The sequence below is a fragment of the Streptomyces sp. NA04227 genome (assembly GCF_013364195.1).
GTDB lineage: Bacteria > Actinomycetota > Actinomycetes > Streptomycetales > Streptomycetaceae > Streptomyces.
The window spans coordinates 1,469,233-1,492,391 of the sequence record NZ_CP054918.1 but is presented as its reverse complement, the minus strand read 5'-3'; the positions used below and the strand labels follow the sequence as shown (position 1 = coordinate 1,492,391).

General features: G+C 73.0%; 21 protein-coding genes. 15 read left to right on the top strand and 6 right to left on the bottom strand.

All coding sequences use genetic code 11. The features are described from left to right. The first annotated feature begins 73 nt into the window (after window positions 1-73). From HUT18_RS06165 to HUT18_RS06145, 5 genes are all read left to right on the top strand, one after another. Window positions 74-268: a hypothetical protein gene (locus HUT18_RS06165; RefSeq protein ID WP_176098530.1), complete on the top strand. Its 195-nt coding sequence runs from the start codon at window positions 74-76 to the stop codon at window positions 266-268. Between the two features lie 30 nt (window positions 269-298). Further along, window positions 299-1,657 carry an NYN domain-containing protein gene (locus HUT18_RS06160; RefSeq protein WP_176098528.1) on the top strand — a complete coding sequence of 453 codons (1,359 nt, stop codon included), beginning with the start codon at window positions 299-301 and terminating at the stop codon, window positions 1,655-1,657. A gap of 471 nt (window positions 1,658-2,128) precedes the next feature. Then, complete coding sequence (locus HUT18_RS06155) at window positions 2,129-3,160, top strand: NlpC/P60 family protein (protein ID WP_176098526.1); 1,032 nt, start codon at window positions 2,129-2,131, stop codon at window positions 3,158-3,160. Window positions 3,161-3,648: 488 nt separating this feature from the next. Beyond that, the gene (locus HUT18_RS06150; RefSeq protein ID WP_254878935.1) at window positions 3,649-4,614 is read left to right on the top strand and encodes an NlpC/P60 family protein; all 966 of its coding nucleotides are present in this window, start codon (window positions 3,649-3,651) and stop codon (window positions 4,612-4,614) included. Between the two features lie 129 nt (window positions 4,615-4,743). Further along, window positions 4,744-5,943, top strand: coding sequence for a hypothetical protein (locus HUT18_RS06145; protein WP_176098523.1), 1,200 nt, complete (start codon window positions 4,744-4,746; stop codon window positions 5,941-5,943). Window positions 5,944-6,061: 118 nt separating this feature from the next. Here HUT18_RS06145 and HUT18_RS06140 read toward each other — a convergent pair whose 3' ends face one another. After that, window positions 6,062-7,327, bottom strand: a complete 1,266-nt coding sequence (locus HUT18_RS06140) for a glycosyltransferase family 87 protein (protein ID WP_176098522.1) — start codon at window positions 7,325-7,327, stop codon at window positions 6,062-6,064. A gap of 227 nt (window positions 7,328-7,554) precedes the next feature. Between HUT18_RS06140 and HUT18_RS06135 the strand changes: the two genes are divergently transcribed. Beyond that, window positions 7,555-8,733 (top strand): glycosyltransferase family 4 protein, encoded by a 1,179-nt coding sequence (locus tag HUT18_RS06135; protein WP_176098520.1) that lies wholly within the window; start codon window positions 7,555-7,557, stop codon window positions 8,731-8,733. A gap of 67 nt (window positions 8,734-8,800) precedes the next feature. On the opposite strand, the gene HUT18_RS06130 is transcribed toward HUT18_RS06135, so the two are convergent. Then, window positions 8,801-10,597, bottom strand: coding sequence for a long-chain fatty acid--CoA ligase (locus HUT18_RS06130; RefSeq protein ID WP_176098518.1), 1,797 nt, complete (start codon window positions 10,595-10,597; stop codon window positions 8,801-8,803). Between the two features lie 287 nt (window positions 10,598-10,884). On the opposite strand from HUT18_RS06130, the gene HUT18_RS06125 reads away from it, so the two are divergent. After that, window positions 10,885-11,712, top strand: a complete 828-nt coding sequence (locus tag HUT18_RS06125; RefSeq protein WP_176098516.1) for a metallophosphoesterase — start codon at window positions 10,885-10,887, stop codon at window positions 11,710-11,712. A gap of 71 nt (window positions 11,713-11,783) precedes the next feature. Further along, window positions 11,784-12,224 (top strand): SRPBCC family protein, encoded by a 441-nt coding sequence (locus HUT18_RS06120; protein ID WP_176098514.1) that lies wholly within the window; start codon window positions 11,784-11,786, stop codon window positions 12,222-12,224. Window positions 12,225-12,293: 69 nt separating this feature from the next. On the opposite strand, the gene HUT18_RS06115 is transcribed toward HUT18_RS06120, so the two are convergent. Beyond that, a complete protein-coding gene (locus HUT18_RS06115; RefSeq protein WP_254878450.1) occupies window positions 12,294-12,890 on the bottom strand; it encodes an HIT family protein in 597 nt (198 codons plus the stop codon). A 140-nt stretch (window positions 12,891-13,030) separates the two neighbouring features. Here HUT18_RS06115 and HUT18_RS06110 point away from each other — a divergent pair, with 140 nt between their 5' ends. The 4 genes from HUT18_RS06110 (at window position 13,031) to HUT18_RS06095 (ending at window position 17,148) form a co-directional block, all read left to right on the top strand. Beyond that, the gene (locus tag HUT18_RS06110) at window positions 13,031-14,446 is read left to right on the top strand and encodes an ArsA family ATPase (RefSeq protein ID WP_176098512.1); all 1,416 of its coding nucleotides are present in this window, start codon (window positions 13,031-13,033) and stop codon (window positions 14,444-14,446) included. Between the two features lie 119 nt (window positions 14,447-14,565). Next, entirely contained in the window at window positions 14,566-15,093 is a 528-nt protein-coding gene (locus HUT18_RS06105; RefSeq protein ID WP_176098511.1) for a DUF5304 domain-containing protein, read from the top strand. 197 nt (window positions 15,094-15,290) lie between these two features. Beyond that, complete coding sequence (locus HUT18_RS06100) at window positions 15,291-16,232, top strand: ROK family glucokinase (protein WP_176098509.1); 942 nt, start codon at window positions 15,291-15,293, stop codon at window positions 16,230-16,232. 160 nt (window positions 16,233-16,392) lie between these two features. Next, window positions 16,393-17,148 carry an endonuclease/exonuclease/phosphatase family protein gene (locus tag HUT18_RS06095; protein WP_176098507.1) on the top strand — a complete coding sequence of 252 codons (756 nt, stop codon included), beginning with the start codon at window positions 16,393-16,395 and terminating at the stop codon, window positions 17,146-17,148. 108 nt (window positions 17,149-17,256) lie between these two features. Here HUT18_RS06095 and HUT18_RS06090 read toward each other — a convergent pair whose 3' ends face one another. Further along, window positions 17,257-18,096 (bottom strand): hypothetical protein, encoded by an 840-nt coding sequence (locus tag HUT18_RS06090; RefSeq protein ID WP_368661505.1) that lies wholly within the window; start codon window positions 18,094-18,096, stop codon window positions 17,257-17,259. Then, entirely contained in the window at window positions 18,089-18,868 is a 780-nt protein-coding gene (locus HUT18_RS06085) for a carboxylesterase (RefSeq protein WP_176098505.1), read from the bottom strand. Before HUT18_RS06085 ends, HUT18_RS06090 begins: the two co-directional genes overlap by 8 nt. A 262-nt stretch (window positions 18,869-19,130) precedes the next feature. Between HUT18_RS06085 and HUT18_RS06080 the strand changes: the two genes are divergently transcribed. The 3 genes from HUT18_RS06080 to HUT18_RS06070 are packed head-to-tail and all read left to right on the top strand — an operon-like array spanning window position 19,131 to window position 21,906. After that, window positions 19,131-19,895 carry a 1-acyl-sn-glycerol-3-phosphate acyltransferase gene (locus HUT18_RS06080; RefSeq protein WP_176098503.1) on the top strand — a complete coding sequence of 255 codons (765 nt, stop codon included), beginning with the start codon at window positions 19,131-19,133 and terminating at the stop codon, window positions 19,893-19,895. Between the two features lie 35 nt (window positions 19,896-19,930). Next, window positions 19,931-21,196: a MacS family sensor histidine kinase gene (macS, locus tag HUT18_RS06075; RefSeq protein WP_176098502.1), complete on the top strand. Its 1,266-nt coding sequence runs from the start codon at window positions 19,931-19,933 to the stop codon at window positions 21,194-21,196. Continuing rightward, window positions 21,193-21,906, top strand: a complete 714-nt coding sequence (locus tag HUT18_RS06070) for a response regulator transcription factor (RefSeq protein ID WP_176098500.1) — start codon at window positions 21,193-21,195, stop codon at window positions 21,904-21,906. The genes macS and HUT18_RS06070 overlap by 4 nt, the downstream gene beginning before the upstream one ends. Before the next feature lie 126 nt (window positions 21,907-22,032). Here HUT18_RS06070 and HUT18_RS06065 read toward each other — a convergent pair whose 3' ends face one another. Next, window positions 22,033-23,013 carry a PRC and DUF2382 domain-containing protein gene (locus HUT18_RS06065; protein ID WP_176098498.1) on the bottom strand — a complete coding sequence of 327 codons (981 nt, stop codon included), beginning with the start codon at window positions 23,011-23,013 and terminating at the stop codon, window positions 22,033-22,035. Between the last annotated feature and the right edge of the window lie 146 nt (window positions 23,014-23,159).

Sequence of the window (23,159 nt, the reverse complement as noted above, 5' to 3'; positions counted from 1 at the left end):
TTCGCGCGCGGGCCGGGTTCCAGGTCGTAGGGTTGGTCGCCACGTACCAGCGGGCAGGAGCACCATGTAAACCATGTACATCGTGGACACAGCTGGACGGACATGGTGCACGGGCAGGGACGTGGGACGAGCGCGCCGTGACCGGGCCCAGGGGCCCGGGGTCGCGGAACGCGAGGCCAGCAGTGAGACCATCGAGTCGGTGTACCGCCGCCGGAGCAGCGCGGCGGACCGGACCGAACTCGTGGACAGGCCGGGCGTCGGCTCCTGAGGGGCCGCGCCCCCGAACCGGTGGGTGAGCATGACGGACAGTGCGGGCAGTGCGACGCCCCGTGCGGCGGACGACGCCGCCGAGGCGCTCGACCGCCCGCTGCCCGAAGGTGTGCGCCGTCGGGTCGTCCAGCTCGTCTCCGAGGCCTTCGGCTCCCTGACGCACGCCGAACTCCCCGCTCAGCTACGGCAGTTCGCCCGGTTCACGCCGAGCAGGCGGGCCAAGTTCGCGGCCAACGCGATGGCCGCGGCGGTGGAGAGCGACACCGTCTTCCGGCAGCGCATCGGCGAGCGGCTGCGGACCTCGCAGCCGGAGCTGGCCGCCGCCCTGGACTCGGGCAGTCCGCCACCGGCCGCCGATCCGCTGGATGTCGCCGCCGCCGCGTACGTGCTGCGCCCGGTCGACTGGGTCAAGCTGGTCGCCGCCGCCGGGGAGGAGGCCGAGCGCGCCGACGCCGAGCGGGCCGACGAGCGGTCGCGGGCCGAGGCGGAGCGGCTGCGCGAGGAACTCGCGGCCGCCCGGGCCCAGACCAAGGCCGAGACCGAGGGGCTGCGCGCCGAACTGGAGGCCGTGCGCCGCGAGGGCGACGCGCTCCAGCGCAAGCTGCGGGCCGCGCTCAGCGATGTGAAGCGCGGTGAGGCGGCGTTGCGCAAGGCGCGGGCCGAGTTCGAGGCCGAGCGCGGCGAGGTGCAGGCGGAGCTGACCGCCGCCGAGAGCGAGTCGCGGCGGCTCAAGTCCCGGCTCGGCGAGACGGAAGCGGCACTGGAGGCCGCGCGGCGGGCCGCCCGCGAGGGCCGCAGCGTGGAGGACATGCGGGTACGGCTGCTGCTCGACACTGTCCTGGACGCCGCGCAGGGGCTGCGGCGCGAACTCGCCCTGCCGCCGGTGTCCGTACGGCCCGCGGAGACCGTGGACGCGGTGGAGCCGGGCGCCATGACGCCGAAGGACATCGCGGCGCGGGCCCTGTCGGAGAGCGACCCCGCGATCCTCGACCAGCTGCTCGCCCTGCCGCAGGCCCATCTGGTGGTCGACGGCTACAACGTCACCAAGACCGGCTATCCCCAGATGCCCCTGGAGAAGCAGCGGTTGCGGCTGCTCGGCACGCTGTCCCTGCTCGCCGCGCAGACCGGCGCCGAGGTCACCTGTGTCTTCGACGGTGCCGAACTGGCCGCACCCGTACTGCTCGCCCCGCCGCGCGGCGTACGCGTCCTGTTCTCGAAGCCCGGCGTCACGGCGGACGAACTGATCCGGCAACTGGTACGGGCCGAGCCGCCCGGCCGCCCGGTCGTGGTGGTCTCCACCGACCGTGAGGTGGCCGACGGGGTGGCCAGGGCCGGGGCGCGTCCGGTCGCCTCGGCGGTGCTGCTCAAGAGGCTCTCGCGGGCTTGAGGTTCGGGCGCCGGGCGGTTTTCCGGCCGCCGGCCCCTCCGTACGACTTCCCATGCAACTGCCGTGCCCGACAGCCGAGTTGAGGGGCTCTTCACGATGTCGGGGTTCCGTGAAGGTCGCTTGGGTGGATTGGTTCCGGTTGCGTGGTGTTGTCGCCCATTGAGGACCGTTGAGGTCTGTTGAGGATCCTTGAAGGTCATTGACGGTCATTGAAGGTTGTTGCGGGCCAATGAGCGTCGTTGACGGCTTATGCGCGCGACGTACTGTCAATCGCGCATCACTGCACGTGAGTTGTGAGCAAAGAATGCGCTCAGCGACCGAGATTTTTCGCGGGAGGATTTGAAGTGATCACAGGAGGGTCACTAAGGTCGGGCCGAACCTTCGCTCGGGTGATCACTCACAAGGGGTGACTGGCGAAGGCGACCGCCCACCGGGTTCGGTAGGCGGCTTGAGGAAGAGGAGCTCGCCTCCGTGGCGTCCCACCGTCGACCCAAGCAGACCAGCCGGGCCCGAGTGACCGTGCTCACCGCGACCGCTGCCGCAGCCGTGGCCCTTACCGCCCAGGGCGGTGCGCAGGCGGCACCGAAGTCCAACAAGGACCAGGTGAAGCAGAAGGTCGACAAGTTGTACGAGGAGGCCGAGAAGGCCACCGAGAAGTACAACGGCGCCAAGGAGAAGCAGAAAGAGCTCGACAAGGAGATCGGCAATCTCCAGGACAAGGTCGCGCGCGGCCAGGACGAGCTCAACGAGATGCGGGACGGCCTCGGTTCGCTGGCCAGCGCCCAGTACCGCTCGGGCGGCATAGACCCGTCCGTCCAGCTGTTCCTCTCCGGCGACCCGGACAGCTACCTCGACAAGGCCTCCACCCTGGACCAGATGAGCGGCCAGCAGGTCGACTCGCTGAAGAAGATCCAGGAGAAGCAGCGCTCGCTGGCCCAGCAGCGCCAGGAGGCCTCGGACAAGCTCAAGGACCTTGCCGACACGCGCGAGCAGCTCGGCAAGAAGAAGAAGGAAGTCCAGGGCAAGCTCGCCGAGGCCCAGAAGCTGCTCAACACGCTGACGGCCAAGGAGAAGGCGGAGATGGCCGCCGAGGAGGCGCGCGCCAACCGCGACAGCGCCCGCGAGGCCATCGGCAACCCCGGCAAGCCCGCCTCCGGCTTCGCGGGCCAGGCCTTCTCCGCCGCACAGAGCAAGATCGGCACACCCTACGTCTACGGCGCCAGCGGCCCCAGCTCCTTCGACTGCTCCGGCCTGACCTCCTGGGCCTTCTCGCAGGCCGGTGTCTCCATCCCGCGCACCTCGCAGGCGCAGGCCAACGCGGGCACCCGGATCTACTCGCAGAGCGACCTCCAGGTCGGCGACCTGGTCATCTTCTACAGCGACCTGCACCACGTCGGCTTCTACGCGGGCAACGGCCAGGTCCTGCACGCCCCGCGCACCGGCGCCAACGTGCGCTACGAGTCGATCGACAACATGCCGTACCAGTTCGGCGTACGTATCTGAGACTCCGCTCGTCCTTCGAGGGCCGGTCCGTGTGCTGACGGGACCGGCCTTCGGTGTGTGCGGCGTCCGTCCGCGCGCGGTGGCTCGCGCGATGCGCACGGTTCGCGCGCCCGTGTTCCGTGGCTCGCGCGGTGCCGTACTCCGAAGTCCCCTGCGCCGCCGTGCGGTTGCCAAGACGACCTCCCGCCGCCCGATCGGGCGAATCGCGTGCCACTGGTTCTCCCCGGCGCCCCCGCGGTGACCTGCGCTTCCCTCGCGTGCTCACCTTCCGTACCCCAAAGGGGCGTTGGCCGTCACGCTCCGCGGTGGTTACTGTTCGGCGCCGCCTGCCCCGCCCGTGGGGTTCGCGTCCGATCAGTGACCGAAGGGAGAGCCGCGCCGTGGGCTCGCACCGCCGCTCCTCCGCCGCCGCCCCCACCGACCGTGCCGTCGGGGGCGGTGGGGGCCTTGGTGGACGACTTACCGGGCCCGCCGCCCGGGCCACCGTCCTGTCGGCCGCGTTCGCGACCGCCGCCACGGCGCTGGCCTCGGTGCCCGCGGGCGCCGCGCCCGAGGACCCGGCGCGCGCCAGGGCCGAGGTGGAGCACCTCTTCCAGGAGGCCGAGCGCGCCACCGAGGCGTACAACGGCGCCGGGGCCAAGGAGCGGGCGCTGCGCGGCAGGCTCGCGCGGAGCCAGGACCGGATCGCGCGGAGCCAGGACCGGGTCAACGAGCTGCGCGAGTCGCTGGGTTCGCTCGCGGGGGCGCAGTACCGGTCGGGCGGCATCGATCCGGCGGTGGGCCTGCTGCTGAGCGCCGACCCCGAGGACTGGCTCGACGAGGCGACCGCGCTGGACCGTATCGGCACCGTCGGCGACCGTCGGCTGCGCACCCTGCAGCACGCCCTGCGCGAGGTCGACCAGGAGCGGGCCGAGGCACGCCGGGCCGTACGGGAGCTGGAGCGCAGCCGTACCGCGCTGGCCCGCCACAAGCGCGCCGTCACCAGCCGGCTGGCCCGGGCCCGTGAACTCCTCGCCGAGCTGCCCGGGGGCGCCGGGGCCCTGGACCCGCGCGCCTCCCGCGGCGACCGATTCGACCTCGGCCTGCCGGGCGGCGGCCCGGCCGCCTCGCCCCGGGCCGCCGCCGCCCTCGCCGCCGCCCGCAGCGCACTGGGCCGCCCCTACGTCTGGGGTGCCAACGGCCCCTCCGGCTTCGACTGTTCGGGCCTGGTGCAGTGGGCCTACGCGCACGCGGGCGTGAGCCTGCCGCGCACCTCGCAGGCACAGACCCGGGCCGGTACCCGGGTGCCGCTGTCCCAGGCGCGCCCCGGCGACCTGGTCGCGTACCACGGCGACGCGAGCCACATCGGCATCTACGCGGGCAACGGCCAGGTGGTGCACGCCCCGTACCCGGGCGCCCCGGTCCGCCACGATCCGGTCGGCATGATGCCGGTCTCGTCGGTCACCCGGGTCTGAGGCCCCCGCGACGCCGGACGGGCGCGTACGCCGCACGCTCGGGGCATCGCCCCCGCGAACCCGCCCCTGCCGAGGAAAGCCGTGCGCACAAGCCCTGAGCAGGCGCGGAACAGGCCGTACGATCGGCAGATGTCTGTTCGACGGCGCGTGGCGGGGGCCCTGGCCCTGTGCTGCGCGCTGCTCGCCGGGTGCCAGGGCGCGGCGACGGAGGACCCCGCGCGCGGGCAGGCACAGCACCTGCTCGACGCGCGCGCCCGCGCCGTACTCGACCATGACCGGACGGCCTATCTGGCGACCGAGGACCCGCGCGCCGCCGACCGCGGCGAGGAGTTCACCAATCTGCGGGCGGTGCCGCTGGCCGCCTGGTCGTACCGGCTCACCCGGTACGAGGAGACCGGCCGCGACACCGCACGGGTACGGGCCGAGCTCGGCTACCGGCTCAGCGGCTACGACCGTTCCCCGGTGCGGACCGACCGGGCCTTCGAGCTGCGGCGGCGCGAGGGCCGGTGGTACGTCGTCGACGAGCGTCCCGCCGACCGTGACCGGGACATGTTCTGGGAGCAGGGCGAGGTGGGCGTCGTCCGGGGCGCACGCTCGCTGGTGCTCGGCGAGGGGCGGCAGGGCGGGCAGCTGCGGGACTACGCTCGGCTCGCCGACGAGGCGGTGCCACGGGTCACCGAGGCCTGGGGCGAGGGCTGGCAGCGGCGGGTGATCGTGCTCGTCCCCGGGTCGCTGGACGAGATGGCGGGCCTGCTCGGCGCCGAGCCCTCCGCGTACCAGGGCATCGCGGCCGTGACCACCGGCGAGAACGCGGGATCGGGGAAGACCCCCGCGGACCGCGTGATCATCAATCCCGATGCCTTCGCGCAGCTCGGCGACACGGGCAAGCGCGTCGTCATGACGCACGAGATCACCCATGTCGCCACCCGCTCGCACACCGGCGAGGCGACCCCGCTGTGGCTGTCCGAGGGCTTCGCGGACTGGTCCGGCTACCGCGACAGCGGGCGCGACCCGCGCTCCGCCGCCCCGGAGCTGGCGCGCGCCGTCCGCGAGGGCCGGGTGCCCCGCACGCTGCCCGCCGACCTCGACTTCACCTTCGGCCGGGAGCCCACCGGACTCTCCGAGGCGTACGAAGGGGCCTGGCTCGCCTGCCGGATGATCGCCGACCAGTGGGACGAGGAGCGGCTGCGCGCCCTGTACCGGGAGGTGGACACCTACGAGCGGAGCAAGGAGGCGGTGTCCGCGTCGCTGCGGAAGGTGCTCGGCGTGGACGAGGGGGAGTTCACCCGGCGGTGGCGGGCGTACCTGCGTACCGAACTCGGCCAGTAGGTACGGCGAGGAGGGGAATTCAGCCCAAGTGGCCGCCCGGTGAAGTCCACGCCCTGGGACCCGCCGACGCGCTCATCGGGACCTCGTCGCCCGGGCGGGGGAGACGCCGTCGAGTGCCTCAGGGCGCGGTGAGACGGCCCTCGCCGCGCTTGGTCTGCGGTGGCAGGTGCCGTACGGGCCGGTCGCCCGGCGTCCCGCTCACCGACTGCCGCCACAGGATCCGGCCCGCGCACAGACAGGCGGCGACCAGGAGCCCGTTGCGCAGGAACATCAGGGTGAGCCCGCGGGCATCGCTCGTCACCACGTGGAAGAACCACATCGGGAACTCCAGCATGGTCACCAGGGTGGCCGCGAGCACCAGGACCGCGGGCACCGTCATCCGGCTCGCCCGGTGCAGCAGGCAGACCGCCGCGAGGCCCACCAGCCAGATCATGTACTGCGGGCTGATGACCCGGCTGGTGGTGGTGAACAGCAGGGTGGCCACGAAGGCGGCGTCGGCCGGGGTGGTCACCGACCAGATCCGCGCGCGCACCCGCCACAGCACCAGCCAGGCCAGCGCGAGCAGCGAAAGGAGCTGGGCCAGCGTGCTCACCAGGCCGACGTGCGGGCCGAGGAACTCCATGGATCCGTAGTGCAGTTCGATCCGCCCGGACCAGCCGAAGTGGCGTGCCACATGGAAGACGAGCGCGCCGAGCGACTCGACCTCGGTGCCGCGGTCGCGCTGCGCGGTGAGGAAGTCGAGGGAGCCGGGCATCAGCAGGGCGAACAGGAGTACCAGACCGGTGCCGGTGAGCACGGCGCTGATCCACGAGTCCCGGGTGGCGCGGCCGCGCGGAGTGCCGAGCAGGGTCAGCGCGGGCCAGACCTTCACCAGGGCGCCGAGCGCGGCGAGCACCCCGAAGGAGCCGGGCCGCCGGGCGCCCGCGAGCAGCGCCGCCACCGCGAGCGCCGTCACCATCAGGTCGTAGCGCGCGTACGCGGTCGGCCCGAGCAGCGGCACACCGGCGAGCCAGAGCCAGGCACCGCGCGGCGTGCGGCCCTCGCCGCGGCCCGCGGCCACCAGCATCGCCATCACGACGGTGTCGGTGACCAGGGCCAGGACGAAGAAGGCGGTGGCGTAGCCGAGGAAGGGCAGCAGGGCGGGGGAGAGGATGGCGAGGGCGGCGGCGGGCGGGTACTGCCAGGCCACGTCGTCCTGCGGGAAGCGTCCCTCGCTCAGGGTCTCGTACCAGCCGTGGTAGATCACCGAGACGTCGCTGGTGACGTCCGGGCCCGGCATGACGACGATCTTGAGCACCCAGAGCATCAGCAGCGTTCTGGTCGCCGCGAAGAGCACCGCCATCACCGCCCGGCTCGCGATCCCGTCCTGCCATGCGGCGCGCATGAGTTCCCCGTCCCGGCCTCGCGGCCCGTGGTGCTGTGTGGCGCGGGCGTCGCCTTCGCGCGCCGGGCGGGTGCTGCCCGGGCGGTGCGTGCGCCGTGTGCCGCGGCGGGTGGTCGGTCCGCCGCAAAGTCAGGCCGTGTCCGCGAGGTCACGACCTGGAGCAGTCATCATGCAGGCCGTGCGGGCGCGAGGGCCAGCGCGCCCCCGGCCCGGTACTGTCGGCCGCGATGCACAAGACGCTGATCGTGACCAACGACTTCCCGCCCCGCCCCGGTGGGATCCAGGCCTTCCTGCACAACATGGCGCTGCGCCTGGACCCGGCCGGGATCGTCGTCTACGCCTCCACCTGGAAGCGCGGGCGCGAGGGTGCAGAGGCCACCGCCGCCTTCGACGCCGAGCAGCCGTTCACCGTCGTCCGCGACCGCACCACCATGTTGCTGCCCACCCCGAGGGTCACCCGCCGGGCCACCGCGCTGCTGCGCGAGCACGGCTGCACCTCGGTGTGGTTCGGGGCGGCCGCGCCGCTCGGTCTGATGGCGCCCGCCCTGCGCAGGGCGGGCGCCGAACGGCTGATCGGCACCACCCACGGCCACGAGGCGGGCTGGGCCCAACTCCCGGTCGCCCGGGGGCTGTTGCGTCGCATCGGGGAGGGCACCGACTCCCTGACCTACCTCGGCGAGTACACCCGGTCCCGGATCGCGGCCGCGCTGAGCCCCGAGGCCGCGGCCCGGATGACGCACCTGCCGCCGGGCGTCGACGAGAAGACCTTCCACCCCGACTCCGGGGGAGCCGGGGTGCGGGCCGAACTCGGGCTCACCGACCGGCCGGTGGTGGTCTGCGTCTCCCGGCTGGTCCCGCGCAAGGGCCAGGACACCCTCATCCTCGCCCTGCCCCGGATCCTGGCCGCGCACCCGGACACCGTCCTGCTCGTCGTCGGCGGCGGACCCTACGAGCGGAACCTGCGGCGCCTGGCCGCCGAGACCGGCGTCTCCGACTCGGTGCGCTTCACCGGCGCGGTCCCCTGGTCCGAACTGCCCGCCCACTACGGCGCCGGTGACGTCTTCGCGATGCCCTGCCGCACCCGCCGCGGCGGACTCGACGTGGAGGGCCTCGGCATCGTCTACCTGGAGGCCTCCGCCACCGGACTGCCGGTCCTCGCGGGCGACTCCGGCGGCGCGCCGGACGCCGTCCTCGACGGCGAGACCGGCTGGGTGGTGCGCGGCGGCAACAGCGAGGAGTGCGCGGACCGCCTCGTCACCCTGCTCGGCGACCCGGAACTGCGCCAGCGGATGGGAGCGCGCGGCCGCCGATGGGTGGAGGAGAAATGGCGCTGGGACCTGCTCGCCCACCGCCTGGAGGAGCTGCTCCGGACACGGCCCGAGCAGCCCGACGGCCGCCCTGCGTAGGTTAGTTGGCGGGGTGATCGGCTGCCGTACACGGGGCAAGGTGCCGTACTCGGCAAGAGGGGGCGCCTCAGCCCCCGTACAGCGCCTCGACCTCGTCCGCGTAGTCCTTGGCGACCACATTGCGCTTGAGCTTCAGCGAGGGCGTCAGATGGCCGCTCTCCTCGGTGAACTGGGTGCCCAGGACGCGGAACTTGCGCACCGACTCGGCCTTGGAGACGGCCGCGTTGCCGTCGTCCACGGCGCCCTGCACGGCGAGCAGCAGGTCCGGGTCCGCGCGCAGCGACTCGGGGGTGGAGCCCTCGGGCTTGCCGTTCTCGGCGGCCCAGCGGCCCAGGAACTCCTCGTCGAGGGTGACCAGGGCGCCCACGAACGGCCGTCCGTCGCCGACCACCATGCACTCGGCCACCAGCGCGTGGGCGCGGATGCGGTCCTCGATCACGGCCGGGGCGACGTTCTTGCCGCCCGCCGTGACGATGAGTTCCTTCTTGCGGCCGGTGATGCGCAGATAGCCGTCCTCGTCGAGGGTGCCGACGTCGCCGGTGTGGAACCAGCCGTCGGCCAGCGCCTCGGCGGTGGCGGCCTCGTTGTTCCAGTACCCCTGGAACAGGTGCTCCCCGTGCAGCAGGACCTCGCCGTCGTCGGCGATCCGTACCACCGAACCCGGCAGCGGCTGCCCGACCGTGCCGATCTTCTGCCGGTCCCAGGGGTTGAAGGAGGTCGCCGCGCAGGACTCGGTGAGCCCGTAGCCCTCCAGAACGGTGAAGCCGATACCGCGGAAGAAGTGGCCGAGCCGCTCGCCGAGCGGGGCGCCGCCGGAGATCGCGTACTCACCGCGCCCGCCGAGCACCGCACGCAGCTTGCTGTAGACGAGACGGTCGAAGATCCGGTGCTTGACGCGCAGTCCGAGCGAGGGGCCCGACGGGGAGTCCAGCGCCTTCGAGTACGCGATGGCCGTGTCGCCCGCGCGGTCGAAGATCTTGCCCTTGCCGTCGGCCTGCGCCTTGGCCCGCGCCGAGTTGTAGACCTTCTCGAAGACGCGGGGCACGCCGAGGATCAACGTCGGCCGGAACGCGGCGAGTTCGGTGGTGAGGTTCTTGATGTCGGGCACCAGGCCCAGCTTGATCGGCGCCATCATCGGCGCGATCTGCACCATCCGTCCGAAGACATGGGCGAGCGGCAGGAAGAGCAGTACGGAGCATTCGCCGGTACGGAACAGGGGGCGCAGCCGCTCCACGATGTTCCCGCACTCCGCGAAGAAGTTGCGGTGGGTGAGCACACAGCCCTTGGGGCGGCCGGTGGTGCCCGAGGTGTAGACGAGGGTGGCGGGGGAGTCCGCCTTGGCCACCGAGCCGCGGGCCCGGAGGGTCGTGTCGTCCACCTGGGCGCCCAGCCGGGCCAGTTCCTCGACGCCGCCCGCCTCGATCTGCCAGACGTGGTCCAGCTGCGGCAGCCGCTCGCGCACCGACTCCACCGTCGAGGCGTGTACGTCCAGCTCCACGAGGCAGGCCACCGCGCCGGAGTCCCCGAGGATCCATTGCACCTGCTCCGGTGAGCTGGTCTCGTAGACCGGCACCGTCACCCCGCCCGCGCTCCAGATCGCGAAGTCCAGGAGCGTCCACTCGTAGCGGGTACGCGACATCAGGCCGACCCGGTCACCGGGCTGCACACCCGCCGCGATCAGACCCTTGGCCGCCGTGTTCACCTCGGCGAGGAACGCGGCCGCCGTGACGTCCTGCCAGGTTCCGCCCCGCTTGCGCGCGATGACTGCGACATCGGGGTGCTGCACCGCGTTCCTGCGGATGATGTCGGTCAGGTTCCCGTCCGAGGGAACCTCGTACAGGGCCGGAAGGCTGAACTCGCGCAAGACTCTTGCTCCTCTAATGCGCCGACGCCACCACGGTGCGCGTGGCGACGGTATCTGTCCACGGGCTCGGGTGCCCCGGATTCCTGGGGGAAACCGGGCACTGTGGGACTGCCCGGACGTTACCCACCAGTACTTGCCTCCGGTAGGGGCCACGGTCAGATGTTCGCTGCGTCACACGGTACGGCGGTGCCTTCGGCAGGGTAGTCCACCGTCTCCAGGAACCGGAAGGAAGCGCAGGTGGGACCGCCACTACCCAGTCGGCCGACCGGCCGCCTAGGCTGATCGTCATGGCAGCCACACCGGTCAGTGAACAGCGCGCGGGGGTCGGTACCGAGCGCCGGGGGCGCACGCGCGTCCACGTAGTGAGCGACGTGCACGGCAACGCGCGCGATCTGGCGCGCGCCGGAGAGGGCGCCGACGCGCTGGTGTGCCTCGGCGACCTGGTGCTCTTCCTCGACTACGCCGACCATTCGCGCGGCATCTTCCCCGAACTCTTCGGCACCGAGAACGCCGACCGCATCGTCGAACTGCGCACCGCGCGCCGGTTCGCCGAGGCCCGCGAGTTCGGCGCCCGGCTGTGGGCGGAGCTGGGCACCGACCGGCAGAGCGCCATAGAGGAGGCGGTACGCCGTCAGTACTCCGAACTCTTCGCCGCCTTCCCGGATCCGACGTACGCCACCTACGGCAATGTCGACATCCCCGCGCTGTGGCCGGAGTTCGCGGGCGGGGGCACCCGGGTGCTCGACGGCGAGCGGGTCGAGATCGGCGGCCGGGTCTTCGGCTTCGTCGGCGGCGGGCTGCGGACCCCGATGCGCACGCCCTACGAGATCGGCGACGAGGAGTACGCCGCCAAGATCGAGGCGGTCGGCGAGGTCGACGTGCTGTGTACGCACATCCCGCCGGACGTGCCCGAACTCCTCTACGACACTGTCGCCCGCCGCTTCGAGCGCGGCAGCCGCGCGCTGCTCGACGCCATCCGCCGTACCAGGCCCCGCTATTCACTTTTCGGCCATGTGCACCAGCCCCTCGCGCAACGTATGCGGATCGGCGTCACCGAGTGCGTGAACGTGGGCCACTTCGCCGGTTCGGGCAGGCCCTGGGCCCTGGAGTGGTGAGCGCGCCGTGCGGGGTAGCCTTCGGCTGCATGCATTGACCCCGCAGCGGAGCACCTCAAGGAGCCACGGCGATGGCGGAACACACCAGCTCGAGCATCACGATCCACGCGGCCCCGGCCGATGTGATGGGGGTGATCGCCGATTTCGCCCGCTATCCGGAGTGGACGGGAGAGGTCAAGGAGGCCCAGGTCCTGTCCACCGACGAGCAGGGCAGGGCCGAACAGGTCCGCCTGGTCATGGACGCCGGCGCCATCAAGGACGACCAGACCCTCGCCTACACCTGGGACAGCGCGAACCAGGTGAGCTGGACCCTGGTGAAGTCCCAGATGCTGCGCTCCCTGGACGGCACCTACCTGCTCGCGCCCGCCGGGTCCGGCACCGAGGTCACCTACCAGCTGACCGTGGACGTCAAGATCCCCATGCTCGGCATGATCAAGCGCAAGGCCGAAAAGGTCATCACCGACCGGGCCTTGGCCGGTCTGAAGAAGCGCGTGGAGTCCGGGCCCAAGTAGGCGGTACTCCGGGGCCGTGCATGCGGCGGCCCGCTTGTGCTCCCGGTGCGCCTCCGTGCTCCTAGAGCTCTAGTGCTCCTGGTACGCCTCGGCGAGTACCCCGCGCAGGGTTTCGGTGAGTTCCGCGCGGAGGGCGTCGTGGCGGGGGCCGAGCCGGTGCGCGGGCGCGAGGCGCGCGTCGCCGTAGCGCCAGACCGGGCCCTTGCGGAACTCCTCCGGCTCCCAGTGGAAGCGCGGGTGGAGGTGTGCGTGCAGGTGCTCCCAGGTGTTGCCGAGGATCTCGTGGTTGAGGCGCCGGAATCCGGGATCACGGCGGCGGCAGACCGTCTCGACGACCTCCCCGAGGAGGGAGACGTCGTACAGGAACTCCGCCCTTTCGGCGCGCGGGAGTTCGTTCAGGGCGGTGGCGGTGCCCGCGTGCAGCAGCAGACAGTAGCCGGGCAGATGCTGCACGTCGCCGATCACCGCCCACCCAGAACGCATCCGCCCAAGCACCGTCGGATTCTCGCCACGCTCGGCGGCGCCGATACGGTCCGCGGTCCAGTGCGGCGGTGAGGTCGTGGGCGCGGTGCCCGGGACGGCGGTGAGGTCGGCCGCAGAGCCGGGGGCGCCCTCGTCGGCGTCCACCGTCGGGCTGCCGTCCGTGCTGCCCTCGCCCTGTGCCATCCGGCTCGCTCCCCGTTCGGCCTCGGCACTTCACCATCCCTCACCTGCCCTATTCCAGCAGGGAGTTCGGCCCTCGAACCAGGCTGTTTCCGGCTCCCCGCTTCGGCGTCCGCGCCGTCCCTGACGTACCGTTCCGACCCATGCGTACCCTCCTCGTCACCGGCCCCGGCGGCAGCGGCCGCACCACCGTCGCCGCCGCCACCGCTCTCGCCGCGGCCCGGCGCGGTACGCGCACCCTGGTCCTGTCCACCGATCCGGTCGACAGCCTCGGCGCCGCGCTCGGCCTGCCCGTGGGCGCCGAACCGGTCACCGTCGAGCCGGGACTCACCGCGCTGCGGCCGGATCCGGCCGAGGCGTTCCGGCGCGCACTGCTCGGTCTCCAGGACCGCGCCGCCTCCGCGCTGGACCTGCTGGGCGCCGGACGGCTCGACGGCGAGGAACTGACCCCGCTCCCCGGCGCCCGCGAACTGGCGCTGCTGCGGGCCCTGCGCGCGATCTCGACGGCTCGCGCCGCCCGGCCCGCCGACGCCGCCCAGGCCCTCGCCGGTGAACGCCCTTCCAGCGAGCCCCTCTCCAGCGAGCCCCTCTCGGGCGAACCGCACGCCGACGACCTCCGCGCCGGTCACCTCCGCGCCGGTGATCTCCGGGCCGACGACCCCCTCGCCTGCGAACTCCTCGTCGTCGACCTGCCGCCCGTGGTCGAGGCCCTCGCGGCGCTCGCGCTGCCCGCCCAGCTGCGGCGCTACCTCCAGCGGCTCCTGCCGCCCGAGCGGCAGGCCGCCAGGGCGCTGCGGCCGGTGCTCGGGCGGCTCGCCGGGGTCCCGCTGCCCGCCGAGGCGCTGTACGCGATGGCCGCCCGCTGGGACGGTGAACTCGCCGCCGCCCAGGCCCTGGTGGAGAGCCCGGACACCGGTGTCCTCCTGGTGGCCGAGCCCGGCCCGGCCGCCGCCGAGGCGGTCCGTACCGCCGTCGCCGGGCTGGCCCTGCATCTCCTCGACGTCCGCGCCCTGGCCGCCAACCGGCTGCTGCCGTCCGGCGCCCACGGCCCCTGGGGCGAGGCCCTCCTCGTACAGCAGCGCAAGACCCTGGCCGAGTGGCGGGACTGCGGCTGGTGGCCCGCGGACGGCGGACCGTTCCCGACCGAGGTGCCGCACCTGGGCCACGACCCGCAGGGCACCGACGACCTGGCCGCCCTTGCCGTACCGGGCGCGGATCAACTCCTCGGCGGACAGAGGTTGTTGGGCGGAGAAGGGCCGCTCGCCCGGCCGGATCGAGACGACTCCTGGCCGGAGCGCGACGACCCTTGGCCGGTACGCGACCGCCTCGCCGAGGACGGGCTGCTGCTGTGGCGGATCCCGCTGCCCGGTGCCGTACGCGGGGAGCTCGATCTGGTCCGGCGGGGCACCGAACTGGCGCTCTCCGTGGGCCCGTTCCGCCGGATCGTGCCGCTGCCCTCGGCGCTGCGGCGCTGCCGGGTGGCCGGTGCGGCGCTGCGCGAGGGCGTACTGGAACTGCGGTTCGCGCCCGACCCCGACCTCTGGCCGAAGGAACGCTGAGCGCGGCCGGAACCGGGGCCCGCAGCGGTCGGTTGCCGGGGGCGGTCCGGTACCGTCGAAGGTACGAGAACCCAGGGCCCGGCCCGGGCCCACGCGGACGAGGGAAGTGCCTGCCCGTCATGAGTGATGCCACCGAGCGCCCGGCGGACGAGCCCGCCGAGGCCGCCGAAACCGCCGAGCCCGCCGGGGCGACCGACGCGGACGCCTGGGCGAAGGCCTGTGCCGAGGACCTCGCCGCGGAGCGGGCGCGGCAGCGGGCCCGCACGGGGCGGGAACCCGGCTCGGCGGCCGAGGAACTCCTGAAACTGGTCGACGCCGTGGGCGAGAAGCTCTCCGAGATCGGCGGCCCGCTGCTCGGACCGGCCGGTCAGGGCGCCGCGCAGCAGGCCGTACGCCAGGTGGTGCGGCAGGCCAGAGCGGCCGTCGAACCCGTCGTCGAGCGCAACCCGCAGGTCTTCGACCACCTCGCCGCGGCAGGATCGGAACTGCTCGCGGCCTACCGCTCGGCCGTTTCCCAGCAGGAGAACCGCTGGACCCGGGAGAAGAGCACCGGCCTCGGCGACCCGGACGACACCGCACGCGGCAAGGGCGGGGACGACCCCCGCGACGACGGCCTCGGCCCGGGCGAGCACATCGACCTGGACTGACCCCGTCGTCCGGCCCGCACTGACCGTGACCGGCCCGTGGCTCCGGTAGCGTTTGCCGCGACGCCGTCGCCTTGATGCCCGCGCGTGACTGCGTTTCTGGCGCGTCCCCACCGGCATCGGCGGAAAGGTGTCCACGCACGCGACACGGCGACGGAGCCGTGCGCGCTCACGCGGCCGACTTCTGACTGTAGGGACACATGGGACTCACCATCGGCGTAGACATCGGCGGTACCAAGATCGCGGCCGGTGTGGTCGACGAGTCGGGGGCGATCCTCGAAACGCACACGGTGCCCACCCCGCCGACCGCCGAGGGCATCGTGGAGGCCATCGCCGCCGCGGTCATCGGGGCGGGCAAGGGTCACGACATCGAGGCCGTCGGCATCGGCGCGGCGGGCTACGTGGACGAGAAGTGCGCGACGGTCCTGTTCGCGCCCAACATCCACTGGCGGCACGAACCGCTCAAGGACAAGGTCGAGCAGCGGGTCGGCCTGCCCGTGGTGGTCGAGAACGACGCCAACGCCGCCGCCTGGGGCGAGTACCGCTTCGGCGCGGGCCAGGGCCACGAGGACGTCATCTGCATCACCCTGGGCACCGGCCTGGGCGGCGGCATCATCATGGGCAACAAGCTGCGCCGCGGCCGGTTCGGGGTGGCCGCCGAGTTCGGCCACATCCGGGTGGTCCCGGACGGACTGCTGTGCGGCTGCGGCAGCCAGGGCTGCTGGGAGCAGTACGCCTCCGGCCGCGCGCTGGTGCGCTACGCACGCCAGCGCGCCCTCGCCACCCCGGAGAACGCCGCCGTACTGCTCGGCCTCGGCGACGGCACCGCCGACGGCATCGAGGGCAGGCACATCAGCCTCGCCGCCCGGCAGGGCGACCCGGTCGCCGTCGACTCCTTCCGTGAGCTGGCCCGCTGGGCCGGGGCGGGCCTGGCCGACCTCGCCTCGCTCTTCGACCCCTCGGCGTTCATCGTCGGCGGCGGTGTCTCCGACGAGGGCGACCTGGTCCTCGACCCCATCCGCAAGTCCTTCCGCCGCTGGCTCATCGGCGCCAAGTGGCGGCCGCACGCCCAGGTACTCGCCGCCCAACTCGGCAACAAGGCCGGACTGGTCGGCGCGGCGGACCTGGCCCGGCAGGGCTGAGCGAGGCAGGGCCGAGACCGGCACCTTCGTACGGACCCGTGACGCCGCACGGCCCCGGCGTACGGACCCGGCTTACGGACCTGTGAGGCCGCACGGCGCCGGCGGTGGCGATCGTGCGAAGGCCGCCGCCGCCGGGGCCGTGCGGCGTATCTTGATCGGCATGCCGACGAGTGCGCTGCCCGACTCCCGTACCGACGAGGACGGTTCGGCCGTCATCCGGGTGCTCAGTTACAACGTCCGCTCGCTCCAGGACGACTTCGACGCGCTGGTCCGGGTGATCCGCGCCTGCGCCCCCGACCTGGTGCTGCTCCAGGAGACACCGCGCTTCTTCCGCTGGCGCAAGAAGCTGGCGAGGCTGGCGCACGCCGCCGGACTGGTGATCCTCTCCGGCGGCGGCCCGGCCGCCGGGCCCGCGCTGCTCTGCTCGCTGCGGGCGACGGTGGAACGTACCGAGGACGTCCTGCTCGAACTCACCCCCGGCCTGCACCGGCGCGGCTTCTCCACCGCGGTGGTCCGTTTCGGCGACGCCCGGCTCGGCGTCCTGTGCTGTCACCTCTCCCTGGACAACGCCGAGCGCTATGCGCAGGGCGGCAAACTCCTCGCCCAGCTGGAGACGTTGGACGCCCCGCACCTGCTGGCGGGCGGCGACGTGAACGACCGTCCGCACGGCCGTACGTTCCGGCTCATCGCCGAGGCCCTGCGGGACTGCTGGGTGGAGCGGCCCTGGGGCAGTGAGTACACGTTTCCGGCCACCGGGCCCAAGCGGCGGATCGACGCGCTCTTCGTCACCGAGGGCGTCGACATCCTCGGCTGCGGCGTACCCACCGGCCATCCGGGCGTGACCGAGGAGGACCTGCGGACCGCGACCGACCATCTGCCGGTCCTCGCGGCGCTGCGGATTCCGGCCGGGGACTGAGCGGATCCGGCCGGGGACCGAGCCGATTCCGGCCGGAGGCTGAGCAGACTCCGGCCGGGGATCGAGAGGCTGGGGATCGAGAGGTCGGGACCGGGCGCGCGGCCCGGGTCAGACGACCGCGCCGCGCCCCGGGTCCTCGTCGTCCTCGTCCCCGTCCCGCATCCGGGCGACCAGGGTGGCGACGCCGCCGAGGAAGCCGCCGATGCTCAGGGCCGTCAGCCACCAGGTCATCTGCCAGCCGAGGAGCACCGCGAACAGCAGGAGCAGCGGTCCGCCCAGGGCGCCGAGCCAGGCGAACTTCGCCGTGGTGTCCGCGGCGGGCAGCGGCGGCGGCTCTGGCGGTACGAAGTGGCCCTCGTCGTCCTTGTCGAAGTCGTCCTCGGAGGGCTCCGGCGCGGTGTGGTCGCGCGGTCCCTGTCCCGGGGCGAAGATGACCGAACTGCCCAGCGCACCGCCTGCCCAGCCGGTGGCTCCGGTGCCTTCGCCCGCCTTGGGGTCCGAGTCCGGGTCCGGGTCCGGGCTCTCGGGCCCGGCGGAATCCTTGCTTCCGGAAGTGGTGCCGGTGCCGGTGTCAGTGCCCGTACCGGAATCGCTCACCGTGCCCGTAGCCGCGTCGCTACCGGCGCCGTCCCGGTCCGTCGGGCGGTCCTTCACCGTGCCCACGTCGGACTCGGACTCGGCCGTGCCCCCGTCCTCGGGCTTGCCCCCGTCCTTGTCCTTGTCCCCGAAGTCGAAGCTCTCGCGCAGCGCGAGGTCCTCCACGGACCGGAAGGGCCGTGCGCCCGGCGGGTCCGCGGGCTCCTCGCCGTAGGCCGCGACGATCTGTTCCCACGCGGCCTTCTCGTCGAAGGCCGGTACGGCATCCGGTGCGGAGGCCGCCGGGTCCGCGGACGCCGCGCCCTCCTCGGGCTCGCGGCCGTCCTCGCGGTCCGCGTCGTGCTCAGCCACCGGTGGCCGTCCCTTCCTTGCCGACACTGGGAGCGAGCCGGGCGAAGAAGGCGAAGCTCTCCTCGAAGATCCGGTCCGCGTCATGGTCCAACGTCGCGACGTGGTAGCTCTGTTCCAGCAGCACCTCGCGGACATCGGTGGACGAGACCCGGCCGAGGATGCGGGCGGAGTCGGTGGGCGGCACCACATGGTCCACGGTGCTGTGCATCAGCAGCAGGGGCTGGGTGACCTGGGGGAGTTCTCCGTCGAGCAGGCGCAGGAACCGGCGCAGCGAGTCCGCGGCGTGCAGCGGGACGCGGTCGTAGCCGACCTCCTTGACGCCGGGCTTGACGATGTCGCCGGCCACACCCTTGGTCGTACGGATCAGATGGCGTGCCACGGGCAGTGCGTTCACCGCGATGCCGTGCATCTTGTTCGCGGGGTTGACCACCGCGATGCCGCTGACCGCCTCGCCGTGCTTGGCCGCGAGCCGCAGCGCAAGGGCGCCGCCCATGGACAGGCCGCAGACGAAGACCCGCTCGCACCGGTCGGTGAGCGCGGTCAGTTTGCGGTCGACCTCCGCGTACCAGTCCTGCCACCCGGTGAGCTGCATGTCCTCCCAGCGGGTGCCGTGGCCCGGCAGCAGCGGCACCGAGACCGTCAGGCCCTGGGCCGCCAGGTACTGGCCCCACGGCCGCATGGACTGCGGGGAGCCGGTGAAGCCGTGGCAGAGCAGGACTCCGACCTCGTTGCCCTCGTGACGGTAGGGCTCGGCTCCGGGAAGCAGGGGCACGTCGGGTCTCCACTTCGGGTTGGCGCGGGCTCGATCACGGGACGGACGGCCGGTGCGTCGGCCCACTGCGCGGCGTGGCTTCACCGTACGCGAGCACAGTGACACCCGACCAGATCCGCAGCCGCCCGGTCCGGGATGCGGGACGCGGCGCGGCGCCGGTCGGGCGCCCCGGGCGGCGGGCGGGACCCCGCGCGACAGCTTGGAGCGAATGTCAGTAATGTCGGTGCGATGTCGGTGCGACGGACACAGGAGGCGGCTGACGTTGTTGTACGGCGCGATGAAGTTCACCGTAGGGGGGCCGCTGAAGCTCGCCTTCCGGCCCTGGGTGGAGGGCCTTGAGCACATCCCCGCCGACGGCCCGGCGATTCTCGCCAGCAACCATCTCTCGTTCTCCGACTCGTTCTTCCTGCCCGCCGTCCTCGACCGCAAGGTCACCTTCATCGCCAAGGCGGAGTACTTCACCACCCCGGGCCTCAAGGGCCGGATGACGGCCGCCTTCTTCAAGGGCGTCGGCCAACTCCCCGTCGACCGCGCGGTGGTGCGCGGCGCGGGCCAGGCCGCGATCCAGAGCGGACTCGACGTCCTGGCCAGGGGCGAGCTGTTCGGTATCTACCCGGAGGGCACCCGCTCGCCCGACGGCAGGCTGTACCGCGGCAAGCCCGGCGGTCTCGCCCGGGTGGCGCTGGCGAGCGGGGCGCCGGTGATCCCGGTCGCGATGATCGACACCGAGAAGATCCAGCCGCCCGGCAAGGTGATGCCCAAGCTGATGCGGCCGGGCATCCGTATCGGCGAGCCGCTGGACTTCGGCCGGTACCAGGGCATGGAGGGCGACCGCTTCGTCCTGCGCGCGGTGACCGACGAGGTCATGTACGAGATCATGAAGCTCTCCGGCCAGGAGTACGTGGACATCTACGCGACCGCCGCCAAGCGCCGTATCGCCGAGGAGGCGAAGGCGGCCAAGGCGGCGCGAGAGGCCAAGGAGACCGGTAACGCCCAGGCGTCCGGCGAGCACAGCGGCGGGGCCTGAGCCCGCACGGGGCACAGGAGGGCGGGGGAGTCGAAATGGCACGGCGCGAAAAGGTCATGCGGATGTCGGTGGAGCAGCCGATGTGGCGTGCCCTGACCTTCTACCGCCCGCTCACCATGGCGTACGCCATCGGTCTGTTCTTCTCCGACTACGACCGCTGCACCCGCCCGGCCGTCGCCATCGGCTACTACGCGGTGCTCGCCCTGTGGACGCTCGGCACCCTGCGCAAGGTCGCCGGGGAGGCCGCCTGCACCCGGCGCTTCCTCTTCTGCGACCTGGCCGTCGCGCTGGCCGGAATTCTGCTGACGCCGGTGGCTGTCGCCCACGAGAGCATCGTCGACGGCGGGCCCACCCTGCCGTCGATATGGACCGCGGGCTCGGTGCTCGCCTTCGCCCTCAAGGGCGGCTGGCGCTGGGCGGCGGTGGCCGCGGCCCTGGTCGGCGTGGCCAACGTCGTCCAGCGCGGCGCCCTCGTCCAGGACACCCTGCACAACGTGCTGCTCGTCTGGGTCGCGGCGATCGCCATCGGCTACGTGGTCGAGGTCGCGCGCGCCTCCGAGCGCACCCTCGCCCGCGCCCTGGAGATCGAGGCCGCGACCCGCGAACGCGAGCGTCTCGCCCGGGACATCCACGACAGCGTCCTTCAGGTGCTCGCGATGGTGCAGCGCCGCGGCAACGCGCTGGGCGGCGAGGCGGCGGAGCTCGGCCGGATGGCCGGCGAGCAGGAGGTCGCCCTGCGCACCCTGGTCGCGGGCGGGCTCATCCGCCCCTCCCGGGTCAGCGAGGACGCGGCACAGGGCGCGGTGGTCCGGCTCGTCGACGAAGGGGAGGAGCGGGGGGAGGGTGCCGCCGCGCGCGAGGGACGTACGGAGGAGGACGGCCCCGGCGCGACGCCCGGCGACCTGCGCACCCTGCTCGCCCCGTACGCCGGCGCGCGGGTCACGCTCTCCGAGCCCGGCGCCCCGGTCCCGCTGCCGCCCCGCGCGGCCCGGGAGCTGGCGGCCGCTGTCGGTGCCGCACTGGACAATGTGCGCAGACACGTCGGGGAGGAGGCACGCGCCTGGATCCTGGTCGAGGACTGGTCGGACGAGGTGATCGTCACGGTGCGCGACGAGGGCCCCGGCATCCCCGAGGGCAGGCTGGCCCAGGCGGAGGGCGAGGGCAGGCTCGGCGTCGCACTCTCGATCAAGGGCAGGCTGCGCGACATCGGCGGCAGCGCCGAACTGGTCTCCGTACCGGGCCAGGGCACGGAAGTGGAACTACGGGTCCCGCGACAGGACCGGGGGAAGGGACGGGCATGAGCGAGCAGGAGCAGGGCACGACCGACGAGCGGGGCCGGCCGGGGGAGGGCGGCCCGGTGCGGGTGATGGTCGTCGACGACCACCCGATGTGGCGGGACGCGGTCGCCCGCGACCTGGCCGAGGCGGGCTTCGACGTGGTCGCCACCGCGGGCGACGGCGAGCAGGCGGTACGCAGGGCCCGGGCCGTGACACCGGGCGTACTGGTCCTCGACCTCAACCTGCCCGCCAAGCCGGGCGTGGAGGTGTGCCGTGAACTCGTGGGCGCCGACCCCTCGTTGCGGGTGCTCGTGCTGTCCGCCAGCGGTGAGCACGCCGACGTACTGGAAGCGGTGAAGTCGGGTGCGACGGGCTATCTGCTGAAGTCGGCGTCGACCGAGGAACTGGTGGACGCGGTGCACAGGACCGCCGTCGGCGACCCGGTGTTCACCCCGGGACTGGCGGGCCTGGTCCTCGGCGAGTACCGCAGGCTCGCCGCCGAACCCGCCCCGGCGACCCCCAACGAGCCCGCGGCCCCGCGCCTGACCGACCGCGAGACCGAGGTGCTCCGGCTGGTCGCCAAGGGCCTCGGCTACAAGCAGATCGCCGAACGTCTGGTCATCTCGCACCGCACGGTCCAGAACCACGTCCAGAACACCCTGGGCAAGCTCCAGTTGCACAACAGGGTGGAGCTGGTGCGGTACGCGATCGAGCGGGGGCTCGACACGGACTGAGCGCCACCGGGCCGGGCGTCACGCCCGCGAGGTCCCCGCGGCGCTCCCCGCGCCGACGCCCCCGCCCGCCGTCTCCCGGTTCTCACCGGGGACGACGGGAGCGGGGGCGACGGGCGGGGAGAGAGGTCACCGGCGGGGTTCGGTGCCGCGGTCCGGTCCTGCGGCGCCCCTGCGGCGGGCCTTGCGCTCGCTGGCGCCGTCGTCGAACTCCAGCTGCTCCTTGCGGACTTCGGCGCTGACCTCCTGCTGCTCGGTCACCCGGGTCGTCTCCAGGTGCACGCGCTCCACCGGCACGGTCGTCTTGCTGACGGTGGCCTGTTCCTCGTGCAGGACGATCTCGTAGTCGCCGCCCTCACCGATGCGTGCTTCGCGGGAACCCAGCCGGGAGGCCTCCTCGGGGCTGATCTTCTCGCGCGTCATCCGCACTTCCTCGTGACTGATCGGCACGGTGCGGCTGACGTTCTCGGTCACGACCGTCTTGCGCAGCCGGGCCCGGCCGCTCACGCGCTCCTCGGTGCCGATGTCGACGCGCTCCTCGTTCAGGACGATGTCCGGCACCTGCTCCTGGGCCCGGCCGGTCTCCGGCGCCTGGGCACCACGGGACATCGCCATGTCGCGCTGGCCGGTGCCCATCCCGGCCATCGGCTTCTCCACGGTGGTGTCCTCGGGACGGGCGTGCCGACCCGTGCCCGCCGCCGTACCGGCCGCACCCGCGGCACCCATGCCACCGGCCGCCGCGGTCTCCTCGCGGCCCATGCCCTCACCGCGGCCCATCCCCGCGTTGCCGCGCCGGGTGAGTCCGTAGTGGCGGTAGAGCTGCTCCTCCTCGGAGGGGTCGAGGTGCCCGTCCGCCTCCATCCGCGGGGCGTCCTTGATCTGGTCCTTGGTGTACGGGACCTGGACGGCGTCCTCGGCACGGCGGGCGCCAGCCAGGGGCACGAAGGTCTCCTTCATCCCGAACAGACCGGTGCGCACGGTGATCCACTCGGGGGCGTTGGTGGCATCGTCCCGGTAGATCTGCTGGACGGATCCGACCTTGCCGCCGTCCGCGTCGACGACGTTGAGACCGGCCAGGTCCTGCGGGCTGTCACCCAGGGGTGCATTCATGACGTCTCTCTCCTTCCGCGCGCGCCGGCGGGAGAGGCGCGCACAACCTCTATTGCGCGCGCCCTCGGGCGCCGCAGCGAGTCGGGACGGCGGCGCACAGGGTCCCGGTCACGGTCCGTTTGGGCCGGTCACGCGGCCGTTGCGGT

Excerpts from the sequence above, each read along its gene's own strand:
- HUT18_RS06165 (WP_176098530.1), top strand. The coding sequence starts at position 74 with ATGTACATCGTGGACACAGCTGGACGGACATGGTGCACGGGCAGGGAC.
- HUT18_RS06160 (WP_176098528.1), top strand. The coding sequence starts at position 299 with ATGACGGACAGTGCGGGCAGTGCGACGCCCCGTGCGGCGGACGACGCC.
- HUT18_RS06145 (WP_176098523.1), top strand. The coding sequence starts at position 4,744 with ATGTCTGTTCGACGGCGCGTGGCGGGGGCCCTGGCCCTGTGCTGCGCG.
- HUT18_RS06140 (WP_176098522.1), bottom strand. The coding sequence starts at position 7,327 with ATGCGCGCCGCATGGCAGGACGGGATCGCGAGCCGGGCGGTGATGGCG.
- HUT18_RS06135 (WP_176098520.1), top strand. The coding sequence starts at position 7,555 with ATGCACAAGACGCTGATCGTGACCAACGACTTCCCGCCCCGCCCCGGT.
- HUT18_RS06125 (WP_176098516.1), top strand. The coding sequence starts at position 10,885 with ATGGCAGCCACACCGGTCAGTGAACAGCGCGCGGGGGTCGGTACCGAG.
- HUT18_RS06120 (WP_176098514.1), top strand. The coding sequence starts at position 11,784 with ATGGCGGAACACACCAGCTCGAGCATCACGATCCACGCGGCCCCGGCC.
- HUT18_RS06115 (WP_254878450.1), bottom strand. The coding sequence starts at position 12,890 with ATGGCACAGGGCGAGGGCAGCACGGACGGCAGCCCGACGGTGGACGCC.
- HUT18_RS06110 (WP_176098512.1), top strand. The coding sequence starts at position 13,031 with ATGCGTACCCTCCTCGTCACCGGCCCCGGCGGCAGCGGCCGCACCACC.
- HUT18_RS06105 (WP_176098511.1), top strand. The coding sequence starts at position 14,566 with ATGAGTGATGCCACCGAGCGCCCGGCGGACGAGCCCGCCGAGGCCGCC.
- HUT18_RS06100 (WP_176098509.1), top strand. The coding sequence starts at position 15,291 with ATGGGACTCACCATCGGCGTAGACATCGGCGGTACCAAGATCGCGGCC.
- HUT18_RS06095 (WP_176098507.1), top strand. The coding sequence starts at position 16,393 with ATGCCGACGAGTGCGCTGCCCGACTCCCGTACCGACGAGGACGGTTCG.
- macS (WP_176098502.1), top strand. The coding sequence starts at position 19,931 with ATGGCACGGCGCGAAAAGGTCATGCGGATGTCGGTGGAGCAGCCGATG.
- HUT18_RS06070 (WP_176098500.1), top strand. The coding sequence starts at position 21,193 with ATGAGCGAGCAGGAGCAGGGCACGACCGACGAGCGGGGCCGGCCGGGG.
- HUT18_RS06065 (WP_176098498.1), bottom strand. The coding sequence starts at position 23,013 with ATGAATGCACCCCTGGGTGACAGCCCGCAGGACCTGGCCGGTCTCAAC.